Genomic DNA, 12,138 nt, shown 5'->3' with positions numbered 1-12,138 from the left:
GACGTTCGGAGAAGCACCATGCTTGTCACCACCACGCCGAGCGTCGAGGGGCGCCGCATCACCGCCTATCACGGCATCGTTTCGGGAGAGGCGGTGCTCGGCGCGAATTTCGTCCGCGACTGGTTCGCCTCCATCCGCGACATCGTCGGCGGGCGCTCGGGCTCCTACGAGAAGGTGCTGCGCGGCGCGCGCGACGAGGCCCTGCGAGACATGCAGGAGGAGGCTCTGCGCCTGGGCGCCAACGCGATCGTCGGCGTCGACATCGATTACGGTGCTGTCGGTGCCAAGGAGAGCATGATGATGGTCACGGCGACGGGAACGGCCGTCACGATCTCCTGACCCCCAGCATCATCGCGCCGGCGAGGCCGAAGAAGCCGACGAGAATGAGAGGTCCCGCCGCGAGCGTCCCGCTGATCTGCGTCGCGGTGGCGACGAGGAGGGGGGCGAGGAAGGACGTCGCCTTCCCCGACATGGCGAGAAGGCCGAAATAGCGCCCCGCCTCGGCCTCGGGCACGCCGCGCGCGAGGAGGGAGCGCGAGGAGGCCTGAAGCGGCCCGGCGACGGCCCCGATGAGAAGGCCGAGCCCGACGAAGACCTTCTCCGGGACGCTGCCGAAGAGGCCCGGCCCGCCGGGGCCGGTATCGACGAAGAAGGCCCTGCCTTCGCCGAGCGTCGCGACCGACAGGCAGACGAAGGCGAGGACGGCCAGGGATCCCAGGATCACGGGACGGGCGCCGTAGCGGTCGTCGAGGCGGCCGCCGATCACGGCTCCGGCAGTACCCGTGACCGTCAGCAGGATGCCGAAGAGGCCGAGCTCCGTCTCGCGCCAGCCGAAGACGCCCGCGCCGTAGATGCCGCCGAAGGCGAACAGCGCGACCAGCGCGTCCTGGTAGAGGAGGTTCGCGACGAGGAAGCGCACGAGCCAGGGTTGGCGGCGAGCGTCCGCGATCGTCTCGCGCAGGCGGACCAGGCCGTCGCGCATCGCCTGCCGGAAGGGCAGTCCGCTCGGGGGCGCGTCGGGCGTGAAGACGAAGAGCGGCCAGACGAAGAGCAGGAGCCAGAGGGCCGAGAACGGCCCGACCGCGCGGTCTCCCTCGCGTGCCGCCGGATCGAGGCCGAAGAGCGGCTGGGTGCCGAGGAGCGTCCGCCCCGTCTCGGGATTGGCGACGATCAGCGTCAGGATCAGCGCGAGCGAGACGAGGCCCCCGGCATAGCCCATCGCCCAGCCCGTGCCGGAGAGCCGGCCCATCGCCTGCGGCCCGGCGAGCCGGGCCATCATCGCGTTGTTGAAGACGGCGGCGACCTCGGCGGCGATGGTCGCGACCGCGAAGGCGATCAGCGCGATGGGCACGGCCATGGCGGAGGACGGGGCCGCGTACCAGAGCGCGGCCGAGGACACGGCGAGGATGAGGCAGGACGCGGCGATCCAGGGCTTGCGCGCCCCGCTCGCATCGGCGGCGCTGCCGAGGATCGGCGACAGCGCCGCGAGCACGAGCCCCGCTGCCGCGGTCGCGTAGCCCCAGAGCGCCTGGCCCTGGACGGGGTTCGCGGCCAGAGCCGAGACGAAATAGGGCGCGAAGACGAAGGTGGTGACGAGGGTGAAGAAAGGCTGGCAGGCCCAATCGAACAGCAGCCAGCTCCAGATGCCGGCGCGGCCGACGGCCACGGGCCGGACGGCCGAGCGCGCCTCGTGCATTGTCGCCGTCCCGCTCAGGGGACGGCCGGCGAACGCTGGCGGATGGTGAGGAGCGAGCCGTCGTTCAGCCGCACCTCGCCGGACACGAAGGCCCCCGAGGCGAGCGTCGCCGTGCCGATGCCGCTCCGTCCGTCGTTGCAGGAGACCTCGAGCGTCACGACGGGATGGCCCGGAAAGCCCGTGAACGAGCCGCGGCAGGCGCCGTTATCGGTCGTGAGTTCGCCCGTATAGCCGGCCGTGGTGTTCGCCCGGCCCTGGAGGGTGGGGAGCGACGTTCCCTGCAGCAGCACGGGGGTCGCGGTCGAGCAGCCGGCCACCGCAGCGACCGCCGCCAGGGCGAGGGCCAGGGGCGGGATGAGGAGAGGATTGCGGATCGTCGGCATCGGACCTGGCACCAAGATGGGTTCGCGCCTGCGCGAGACAAGGGCGACCATCCGCGCCTCAACGGCGATGCCCCTCGCCGCGTTCCAGGACGTGCTTCAGGGACGCTCGGAGGGGAGGGCGCCGTCGATGGCGAGAACGCCGATTCCTGCTCCGGCGCGCTCGCGCTGGGGCACGGGGCGGTTGATGATCTCGGCGATGACGGTCTCGTATTCGAGCAGGACGCGCTCGATGAGGTCGCGCATGTCGTGGTCCTGACGAGGTGATTCGCTCATGCCGTGGTGTGCTCCGACGGCAGGGATTCAGCGCGGTTATGGTAAAGGTTTTACTAAACCAATGGTTGGCGGATCAGGTTTTCGCTGTCAGCACGGCACCTTCGTTCCAGCCCATGGTCCAGAACGCGCTTCCGGTGAATTCGATCACCGTCTCGCCGCGCGCGTTCCAGCCCGTGTTCCGGCTCGTGACGAGGCCCCAGCCGGGCCGGGAGGCGAGGGGACGCTTGGCGACGGGCTCGCTCGCGAAGCGGATGACGTCGCCGACATAGACCGGACGGCGCCAGCGCAGATCGCCGTATCCCGGCGAGACGCTGGCGCGGGGCGCGCGCCCCGCTTCGGCGATCCTGCGGAGACGCGCCGAATAGAGATGCATCCAGCCCGCCGCCGTGTGCCAGCCGGATGCGGCGAGCGCGCCGAACGGGCCGGCCGCTCCGCCCTCGCGGCTCAGGTGGAAGGATTGCGGATCGTAGAGCCGCGCGAAATCGACGATCCGCGCCTCGGTGAAGTCGTAGGTGCCGAGATCGACGGCGCGGCCGATCTCGATCTCCTCGAAGCAGCGGGGAGCGGCTTCGGGGTCCTCGACGCCGCCGCCGCGCGAGGGCGGGGTGTCCGGGCAGGGCGGTGGAGGGGAGAGCGGCACCATCGGCGCGCCGCGCCGGCCGAACAGGACGGCCTGGCGGGTCTGCATGACGACCTGGCCGTCCTGGTTGCCGAGGTCGCAGTCGAAGCGGACGATCCCGGCATCGGGACGGCCCGCCGAGAGGCGCGTGTCGACGATGGTCCGGCGCACCGTGAGCCGGTCGCCGGGCGCGACCGGCTTCAGCCAGCTCTGCCGCTCGATGCCGAGCCCCGCGAGACAGGACGAGCGGCCGAACCAGTGTCTCGCCAGGAGGCGCATCTGGAGGCCGCTATTGTACCAGCCCGACGCGATCAGCCGCCCGACGCCGGTCGTGCGCGCCGCCGTCTCGGTGAGGTGGAAAGGCTGGTCGTCGAACGCCCGGGCGAAGGCGATCATCTCCTCGCGATCGGCAAGGACCGGGCCGAAGGTCTCCGTCGTGCCGGGTTCGATATCCTCGAACGTGATTTCCGGCACGGCCGTCCCTCAGGTGTTGAACCGGAAGTGCAGCACGTCGCCGTCGGCGACGACGTAATCCTTCCCTTCGAGCCGCAGCTTGCCGGCGTCGCGAGCGCCCGCCTCGCCCTTCAGCGCCACATAATCCGGATAGGCGATGGTCTCGGCCCGGATGAAGCCCTTCTCGAAATCGGTATGGATCACGCCCGCCGCCTGCGGCGCGCGCGTTCCCTTCTCGATCGTCCAGGCGCGGGCCTCCTTCGGCCCCACGGTGAAATAGGTGATGAGGCCGAGGAGGCCGTAGCCGGCCCGGATCACGCGGTTGAGGCCGGGCTCGGCGAGGCCGACCGCATCGAGGAACTCGCGCTGCTCCTCGGCCGGCAGGAGGGCGATCTCGCTCTCGATCTTGGCCGAGACGACGACGGCGCGGTTGCCCTCGCGCGCCGCGAACTCCGCGACCTTGGCGGAGAAGGCGTTGCCCTCGTCGGCGGCGGCCTCCTCGACGTTGCAGACGTAGAGGATCGGCTTCGAGGACAGGAGGCCGAGCGTCGCGAACAGCTTCTCCTCCTCGGGCTTGCGCTCGACGAGGCGTGCGGGCTTGCCCTCCTGAAGGAGCGGCAGGCAGCGCTTGACGAGGTCGAGCGTCTCCTTGGCCTCCTTGTCGGCACCCTTGGCCTTCTTCTCGAGCGCGGTGACGCGGCGCTCGAGGCTGTCGAGATCGGCCAGCATCAGCTCGGTCTCGATCACCTCGATATCCGCCAGCGGATCGATCGAGCCCGAAACGTGGGTGATGTCACCGTCCTCGAAGCAGCGCACGACATGGGCGATGGCGTCGCATTCGCGGATATTGGCGAGGAACTGGTTGCCGAGGCCCTCGCCCTTCGAGGCGCCCTTCACGAGGCCGGCGATGTCGACGAAGGTCAGCCGCGTCGGGATGGTCTCCTTCGAGCCCGCGATGGCGCAGAGCTGCTCCAGCCGCTCGTCGGGCACGCCGACCTCGCCGACATTCGGCTCGATCGTGCAGAACGGATAGTTCGCCGCCTGCGCCGCCGCCGTCTGCGTCAGCGCGTTGAAGAGCGTGGACTTGCCGACATTCGGCAGACCCACGATGCCGCATTTGAAACCCATGGTCAGTTCGTCTCGGTCAGGACGTCGTCGACGTCGTGCAAAAAGGGATTGATGAGGTTCAGGGGGCCGATCTGGCGATCCGCTCCCATGTCCTCCGTCACGACATGGGAGCAGCCGAGGCGCTCCGCCGCGCTGAGGACCATGCAGTCGAACCAGCTCAGCCGATACTTCAGATGGATGGCCCAGGCGCCCGCGGCCGTGTCCTCGTCCACGGTCGTGTCGCCCAAGGCCTTCAGGTCGTCGGTCCAGTCGCGAATGGCATCCGCACCGAGACGGGTGAGCTTATGCAGTGCGACGTGCCGGACCTCGTTGATTGCCTGGAGGTTGACGACCGCCTGCTCGCTCGCGGCCAGTCTCCTCAGCCACCGGGCCGCGATCTTCTGCTTCTGCGGATCGCGGTAATCCCGCGTGTAGATCAGAATGTTGGCGTCGAGAAAGAACAGCGTCGTCATAGAGCTCTGCGCGGCTAGGAAGCCTGCCCTCCTCGCCGTGCTCGAACAGGGCGGGACCGGCGAGCCACGATTCCACCGCCTCCAACTGCGTCTTCTGACGTCCGACTCGGCGCTCGACGATGTCGGCGACGAAGCGTGACAGGCTCATGCCCTGTTTGGCCGCCTCCACGCGTGCCCGCTCGATGACGGACTCGTCCAGAGTTAGCGTGACGTTCTTCATAGGATCACACGAAAACTGTGTATTCGTGTATGTGGCCGGCGGAAGGCCAGTGTCAATCTCGCTCGCCCGGCCGCTTTACCTCGTTCCAGCCGCGGCCCTCCATGGCGAGATGGACCTTGTTCTGGAAGCTCGGATCCTCGCCCTTGGCCAGCAGCGGCGCTGCGTCCGCGATGGCGCGGTTGAGGTCCTCGACCCACGGTTCCTCGGCCTTGGCGAAGTCCCGCAGGACGTAGCCGTGGACGAGCTCCTTGAGCCCGGGATGGCCGATGCCCATCCGCACGCGGCGGTAATCGTTGCCGCAATGGGCGGTGATGGAGCGCAGGCCGTTATGTCCGGCATTGCCGCCGCCGGTCTTCACGCGGAGCTTGGCGGGCGCGAGATCGAGTTCGTCGTGGAAGACGACGAGATCGGTGAGGGAGAGCTTGAAGAAGCGCAGGGCCTCCGCGACGGACCGGCCCGAATCGTTCATGAACGTCTCGGGCTTGAGCAGGACGACCTTCTCGCCGCCGAGCACGGCCTCGCTCGCCTGGCCCTGGAAGCGTCGCCGCCAGGGGGCGGCGCCGTGGGCGCGCGCGATCTCGTCCACGGCCATGAAGCCGATATTGTGCCGGTTGCCCGCATAGCGGGCGCCGGGATTTCCGAGACCCACGAACAGGCGCATGGCAGGCTTCGTCTTCGAAAGGTCGCGGCGGGACGAGCCCGCCGCGGTCCCTTCTTACTCCGACTTCTCGGCCTCGGCCTTCTGGGCCTCGGCCACGGCAGCCTCCTCGGCCTCCACGGCCGCGCCGAGCCCCGCAGGGGTGGCGATCGTGGCGACGGTGAAGTCGCGGTCGATGGTGGGCTTCGTGCCCTGGGGCAGCGTCACGGACGAGATGTGGATCGAATCGCCCATCTGCGTGCCGGCGAGGTCGACCTGGATCGATTCGGGGATCCGGTCGGCCGGAACCTCGAGTTCGACCGTGTGGCGGACGACGTTCAGGACGCCGCCGTTCTTGATGCCGGGCGAGGTCTCGCCGTTGATGAAGTGCACGGGCACGTCGACCGTGAGGGTCTGGCCGGCGGCGACGCGCAGGAAGTCGATATGGAGCGGGAAATCCTTGACGGGATCGAGCGCGAAGTCGCGCGGGATCACGCGGTGCGTCTTGCCGTCCACCTCGACCTCGAAGATCGTGGTCATGAAGCCGCCGGCATAGATCAGGCGGTTCATCATGTTGGCGTCGAGGGCGATCGGGGCGGCGGCCTTGCCGTCACCGTAGATCACCGCGGGAAGCTGACCGTTCCTGCGAAGCGCCCGGGCGGCCCCCTTGCCGACCCGGTCGCGCGCGACGGCCTTGAGCTGTTTTGCAGCGGTCATGGCTCATCTCCAAAAAAGAAAGCCGCCCGAAGACCGGCGGCCTTTCGTCCAAACGGGCCTGCGAGCCGGACGGCTCGTGCCCAGCATCTATCGGCCTCCAAGGGTGCCCGGAAGATGCGAACGCGCCCTATAGCCGGGAAGGCCTCGGGCGGCAAACGAAAACGGCGCGGGTTGCCCCGCGCCGCCTGTCGAATCGAGAAGGGTGCTTCTCAGTACTTGCGCATCAGTACTTGCGCATGAGCGGAGCGGGCTCGTAGGCCGGGGCTGCCGGGCCGCCGAGGGCCCAGCGCATGCCGAGCTTGATGTCGTGGGACTCGATGTCCTTCACGTGGAAGCCGGGCTTCACGGTGCCGCAGAAGCAATCGACGAGGCCGGTGCGGGCCTTGCCCATGTTCACGTAGCGGTAGCCGAGCTCGAGCTTCACGTTCGGGGTCACGTCGTAGCCGATGCCGGCATGCAGGGCCCAGGCGAGGTCGCCGTGGCTCTTGTTCCGGATGGTGCCGCCGCTGGCGCCGCCGAACGGCGAGACGATGATGGTGCTGGTCTCGAAGCTGCGCAGGTTGTTGTGCGCGTAGCCGATGCCGGCGCCGACGAACGGCGTGAACCCGTACCAGGTGCCGAGGTCGAAATAGGCGTTCACGAGGAACAGGCCCGCCGAGTAGTTGCCGCTGTACTTCTCGTATCCGAGGAAGTTGCCGACCGCATCGCGGTCCACGGCCTTGACGCCGGTGGAGAAGCGATACTCGCCGGTCGCGTCCATGCGGAACCAGCTGTTGAACTGATAGCCGATGCCGACGCCGGCGAAGGCTCCGGACCCCATGTCCTCGCCGTAGAAGCTGGCGTTCGGGATGGCCGGGTTCGAGAACTTGCCGCCCTCGTAATGGCTGACGCCGACATCGCCGCGCAGGTACCAGCCGCCGCCGACATCGGCGATGGGCTCGGCCAGCGGGGGAGGAGGCGGGGGAGACAGGAGATCAGCCGCCTGCGCCGCCCCGAAGGTCGACGCAGCCGCGAGACATCCCGCCACAGTAGCGTAGAGTTTCAAGCTGCCCATGAGGGGTCCTCGTTCTTGCGTCGCCAGCGAGCGGCGACACCGATTGACGCGAGGACTTTCGCCGCAATGGGTTAAATAGCTCTTAACCTTACCCGTTAACCTTAACGATGCTGCAAGGCGCCGTCAGACCGCGGGGTATCACCCCCGCGTCGTCTCAGGCGGCCGCCTTGCTGACCGCCTCGACCACGTCGTCGACGATCCGGTTGACGAGGTCGCGGTCGTCGCCCTCGGCCATCACGCGAATGACGGGTTCGGTTCCGGACGGGCGGATCACGAGCCGGCCCGTGGCGCCGAGGCGGGTGCGGGCCGACTCGATCGCCGTGACGACGGAATCGGCCTGGAGCGGCTGGCCGCTGCGGTAGCGCACGTTCTTCAGGATCTGCGGCAGCGGATCGAAGCAATGGCAGACCTCCGACACCGGTTTGTCGAGCTGCTTGACGACCGACAGGACCTGGAGCGCGGCGATCAGCCCGTCGCCTGTCGTCGTGTAGTCCGACATGATGATGTGGCCGGATTGCTCTCCGCCGAGATTGAAGCCGTGCTGGCGCATGTGTTCGAGCACGTAGCGGTCGCCGACGGCCGTGCGGACGAGGTCGAGGCCGAGGCCCCCGAGGAAGCGCTCGAAGCCGAGATTCGACATCACCGTCGCGACGACGCCGGGCTGGGCGAGCCGCCCGTCCTCCGCCCAGGAGCGGGCGACCACCGCCATGAGCTGGTCGCCGTCGACGGCGCGGCCCTTCTCGTCCACGATCAGGACTCGATCCGCGTCGCCGTCGAGGGCGATGCCGATATCGGCGCGCAATTCGCGAACCTTCTGGGTCAGCGCCTCGGGCGCGGTCGATCCGACCTTGTGATTGATGTTGAAGCCGTCCGGATCGACGCCGATCGCGATGACTTCCGCACCGAGTTCCCAGAGCGTCTCGGGGGCGACCTTGTAGGCCGCGCCATTGGCGCAATCGACCACGACCCGCATTCCCTCGAGATCGGCCTGGCGGGGGAGGGTGCGCTTGGCGAACTCGATGTAGCGGGCATGGACCGACTCGATGCGCTTGGCGCGCCCCAGCCGATCCGAGGCGGCCAGGCGCGTGGCCAGGTCCGAATCGATCAGCCGCTCGATCTCGCGCTCGGTGTCGTCGGAGAGCTTGAAGCCGTCCGGGCCGAACAGCTTGATGCCGTTATCCTCGTAGGGGTTGTGCGAGGCGGAGATCATCACGCCGAGATCGCAGCGCATCGAGCGGGTGAGCATGGCGACGGCGGGGGTCGGCATCGGGCCGAGCTGGAGGACGTCCATCCCGACGGAGGTGAACCCCGCGATCAGCGCCGTCTCGATCATGTAGCCCGAGAGGCGGGTGTCCTTGCCGATGACGACGCGGTGCCGATAATCGCCCCGCTGGAAGGCGAGGCCCGCAGCCTGACCGATGCGGAGGGCGAGCTCGGGGGTGATCACCCCATTCGCGCGGCCACGCACCCCGTCGGTGCCGAAATACTTGCGCATAGGCGATCCCTGCTTTCCGGACGCTCCTCGCCGCACAGCATGGCGACAATCGGGCAGGCCATAGCGCGAACTTAATGACGAGGCGTTCACGCAAGGTTTCACGATCCCCGGCCCTGGTCGGCCCGTGAAGCGCGCAGAAAAAAGGCCGCCCGGTGGGGCGGCCCAAGTCTAGGGAGGAAACGCCCAAGGAGGGCAGCAGCACCAGCGCTCAGCGCCGTTGCTGCGATGCACAAGATAGGTCAGCACTATTGACCATGCAAGCCCGGATCGGGTGCTTTTTAAGTGTCGGCGCGCATGGTTGCCATGCGTTCCACGAAACTGCGTCACGACGCCTCGGCGCGCGGCGCACGCTCGGCCGTCTCCGGGCCGCCATCGAGAAACAGCCGGTAGGCCGGATTGGCCGTCTCGTCCTGATAGGGGTAGCCGAGCGCGGCCAGGGCCTGGTCGAAGGCCTCCCGTTCATCCGCTGGAACCTGGATGCCGGCGAGCACGCGGCCGTGATCGGCGCCGTGGTTGCGGTAATGGAACAGGGTGATGTTCCATTGCGGCCGCAGGCTTTCGAGGAAGCGCAGCAGCGCTCCCGGCCGTTCCGGGAACTGGAAGCGGAGCAGGACCTCGTCCGGTATGCCCCCCGCCACCCGGCCGCCGACCATGTAGCGCGCGTGGAGCTTGGCCATCTCGTTGTCGCTCATGTCGACGACGGGAAAACCCTCGGCCTCGATCGCGGCGATGATCTCGGCCTTCTCCCCGGCCCGCTTCGTCTCGACGCCGACGAAGATGTGGGCGCGCCGGTCGTCCGCGTAGCGGTAGTTGAACTCGGTCACGGCGCGGCGGCCGAGGATGCTGATGAAGCGCCGGTAGGAGCCCGGCCGCTCCGGGATCGTCACCGCGAGAAGGGCCTCCCGGCCCTCTCCGATCTCGGCCCGCTCGGCGACGTGGCGCAGGCGGTCGAAATTGAGGTTGGCGCCGGAATTGACGGCGATCAGCGCGCCGCCTTCGCCGCCGTCGCGTGCGGCATAGGCCTTGAGCCCGGCGAGGGCGACGGCCCCCGCAGGCTCGGCGACCGCGCGGCAATCGTCGAAGATGTCCTTGATGGCGGCGCAGATCGCGTCCGTGTCGACGGTGATCACCTCGTCCAGCAGCTCGCGGCAGAGGCGGAAGGTCTCCTCGCCGACCTGCCGCACTGCGACGCCGTCGGCGAAGAGGCCGACCTCGTTCAGGATCACGCGCTCGCCGGCCTCGATCGAGGCCTTCATCGAGGCGGCCTCGACCGGCTCGACGCCGATGATCCGGATCTCGGGACGCAGGTAGCGGATGACGGAGGCGACGCCGGCCGCGAGACCGCCGCCGCCGATCGCGACGAAGACGGCCTCGATCGGACCCGGATGCTGGCGCAGGATCTCGAGCCCGATCGTGCCCTGGCCGGCGATCACCTCCGGATCGTCGAAGGGATGGATGAAGGTCGCGCCGGTCTCCTGCTCGATCCGGCGCGCCTCGGCATAGGCATCGTCGAAGCCGTCGCCGTGCAGGACGACGTTGCCGCCCCGCGCCTTGACGGCCTCCACCTTGATGCCGGGCGTCGTCGTCGGCATCACGATCGTCGCCGGCACGCCGCGCTGGGCGGCGGCGAGGGCGACCCCCTGCGCATGGTTGCCGGCGCTGGCGCAGATCACGCCGCGTGCGAGCGCCTCGTCCGGAAGGCTCGCGATCTTGTTCAGCGCGCCTCGGATCTTGAAGGAGAAGACCGGCTGCAGGTCCTCGCGCTTCAGCAGGACCTGCCGGTCGCCGATCCGCCCCGAGAGGCGGGGCATGGGGTCGAGGGAGGTTTCGATGCCGACGCCGCGGACATGCGCGGTGACGATTTTGTGGATGAGCTGGTCCATGGCGGCGTTGTGCGCCGCAGCGCGATCCCGTGCAAGCCGGAGCCTTCGAGATCTCTACGGCACGCGGCCGGCGATGCGGGCCGAGATCACGGCGCAGACCACGAGCTGCATCAGGTGAAAGAGCATCAGCGGCAGGACGATGAGGGCGAGGTCCTGATGGAACAGGATGCCCGCCATCGGCAGCCCCGTCGCCAGCGACTTCGTCGAGCCGCAATAGAACAGCGCGAGGGCGTCCTCCCACGGCATCCGGCTGAGCCGGGCGGCGGCGACCATGATCCCCATGACGAGGGCGAGGAAGGCGGCGACGAGCGCGAAGAGGAGCACCAGGACATCGACGCCCAGGGTCTGCCAGATTCCTGCGACCACGCCGGCGCTGAAGGCGGAATAGACGATCAGCAGGATCGTGCCCCGGTCGAAGATGTTCACGATCCATTTCTGGGCGTTCAGCGTGGGCAGCAGCCAGCGTCGGCAGAGCTGCCCGGCGATGAACGGCAGGAGGATCTGCTGGCAGATCTTCCACACGGCCTCGAGCCCGGGCGGGGTCTCTCCCGAGGTCGTCAGCAAGAGCGAGATCAGGAGCGGCGACAGCACGACGCCGGCGAGGTTCGAGATCGAGGCCGCGCAGATGGCTCCGGCGACGTTGCCCCCCGAGATCGAGGTGAAGGCGATCGAACTCTGCACCGTCGAGGGCAGGCTGCCGATATAGAGGATGCCGATGGCGAGGGGCGCCGCCAGCTCCTTGGCCGGGATCGAGAAGCCGAGGGCGAGGATCGGGAACAGCACGAAGGTGGTCAGCAGGGTGCCGATCTGGAGGCGCGGGTTCCGGAGGCCCTGCCAGATCGATTCCGTCGACAGCTTGGCGCCATACAGGAAGAACAGGACCGCGACGGCCCAGAACGTGACCTGCGACAGCATCGATGCCGCCTCGCCGCGGACGGGCAGGAGGGTCGCCACGACGAGCGTCAGGAACAGGCAGATCAGGTAGCGGTCGATTCCGAACCGGCGCAGGGCGGCTTCGATGCTGGAGAGGCGCATGGGCTGGGCGATCCGGTGACGGCGAAGGCGCTGTAGGACAGGACGGCCGGCAGCACCACTGCGTGGCGACGGAACCCTGCCCAGCCTCCCCGG

General features: G+C 68.6%; 12 protein-coding genes and 2 pseudogenes. 1 reads left to right on the top strand and 13 read right to left on the bottom strand.

The features are described from left to right. Positions 1–18: 18 nt before the first annotated feature. The gene (locus EV668_RS11020; RefSeq protein WP_133769782.1) at positions 19–339 is read left to right on the top strand and encodes a YbjQ family protein; all 321 of its coding nucleotides are present in this window, start codon (positions 19–21) and stop codon (positions 337–339) included. On the opposite strand, the gene EV668_RS11015 is transcribed toward EV668_RS11020, so the two are convergent. The 13 genes and pseudogenes from EV668_RS11015 to EV668_RS10960 form a co-directional block, all read right to left on the bottom strand. Continuing rightward, positions 326–1,696 (bottom strand): MFS transporter, encoded by a 1,371-nt coding sequence (locus EV668_RS11015; protein ID WP_133769781.1) that lies wholly within the window; start codon positions 1,694–1,696, stop codon positions 326–328. The genes EV668_RS11020 and EV668_RS11015 overlap by 14 nt on opposite strands. A gap of 14 nt (positions 1,697–1,710) precedes the next feature. Beyond that, positions 1,711–2,079 carry a hypothetical protein gene (locus EV668_RS11010; protein WP_133769780.1) on the bottom strand — a complete coding sequence of 123 codons (369 nt, stop codon included), beginning with the start codon at positions 2,077–2,079 and terminating at the stop codon, positions 1,711–1,713. A 96-nt stretch (positions 2,080–2,175) separates the two neighbouring features. Further along, positions 2,176–2,352: a hypothetical protein gene (locus EV668_RS24765; protein ID WP_166652406.1), complete on the bottom strand. Its 177-nt coding sequence runs from the start codon at positions 2,350–2,352 to the stop codon at positions 2,176–2,178. 73 nt (positions 2,353–2,425) lie between these two features. Then, complete coding sequence (locus EV668_RS11005; protein ID WP_133769779.1) at positions 2,426–3,445, bottom strand: MaoC/PaaZ C-terminal domain-containing protein; 1,020 nt, start codon at positions 3,443–3,445, stop codon at positions 2,426–2,428. Between the two features lie 9 nt (positions 3,446–3,454). Beyond that, positions 3,455–4,552, bottom strand: coding sequence for a redox-regulated ATPase YchF (gene ychF, locus EV668_RS11000; RefSeq protein ID WP_133769778.1), 1,098 nt, complete (start codon positions 4,550–4,552; stop codon positions 3,455–3,457). Positions 4,553–4,554: 2 nt separating this feature from the next. After that, positions 4,555–5,004 carry a PIN domain-containing protein gene (locus tag EV668_RS10995; RefSeq protein WP_133769777.1) on the bottom strand — a complete coding sequence of 150 codons (450 nt, stop codon included), beginning with the start codon at positions 5,002–5,004 and terminating at the stop codon, positions 4,555–4,557. A gap of 103 nt (positions 5,005–5,107) precedes the next feature. Then, positions 5,108–5,224, bottom strand: a pseudogene (locus EV668_RS25320) (DUF6364 family protein); the annotation flags it as partial. Between the two features lie 52 nt (positions 5,225–5,276). Beyond that, positions 5,277–5,885: an aminoacyl-tRNA hydrolase gene (gene pth, locus EV668_RS10985; RefSeq protein WP_133769776.1), complete on the bottom strand. Its 609-nt coding sequence runs from the start codon at positions 5,883–5,885 to the stop codon at positions 5,277–5,279. A 54-nt stretch (positions 5,886–5,939) separates the two neighbouring features. Beyond that, positions 5,940–6,578, bottom strand: coding sequence for a 50S ribosomal protein L25/general stress protein Ctc (locus EV668_RS10980; protein ID WP_133769775.1), 639 nt, complete (start codon positions 6,576–6,578; stop codon positions 5,940–5,942). Between the two features lie 223 nt (positions 6,579–6,801). Beyond that, positions 6,802–7,632 carry an outer membrane protein gene (locus tag EV668_RS10975; RefSeq protein WP_133769774.1) on the bottom strand — a complete coding sequence of 277 codons (831 nt, stop codon included), beginning with the start codon at positions 7,630–7,632 and terminating at the stop codon, positions 6,802–6,804. Between the two features lie 154 nt (positions 7,633–7,786). Beyond that, positions 7,787–9,127, bottom strand: a complete 1,341-nt coding sequence (gene glmM, locus EV668_RS10970; protein WP_133769773.1) for a phosphoglucosamine mutase — start codon at positions 9,125–9,127, stop codon at positions 7,787–7,789. A gap of 323 nt (positions 9,128–9,450) precedes the next feature. After that, positions 9,451–11,028 (bottom strand): annotated as a pseudogene (gene ilvA, locus EV668_RS10965) (threonine ammonia-lyase, biosynthetic); the annotation flags it as partial. Between the two features lie 36 nt (positions 11,029–11,064). Further along, complete coding sequence (locus tag EV668_RS10960; protein WP_133769771.1) at positions 11,065–12,045, bottom strand: bile acid:sodium symporter family protein; 981 nt, start codon at positions 12,043–12,045, stop codon at positions 11,065–11,067. Positions 12,046–12,138: the final 93 nt, after the last annotated feature.

Source organism: Enterovirga rhinocerotis (assembly GCF_004363955.1).
Lineage (GTDB): Bacteria > Pseudomonadota > Alphaproteobacteria > Rhizobiales > Beijerinckiaceae > Enterovirga > Enterovirga rhinocerotis.
Note: the sequence above shows the minus strand (reverse complement) of the source record. Positions and strands in the feature narration are given on the sequence as shown.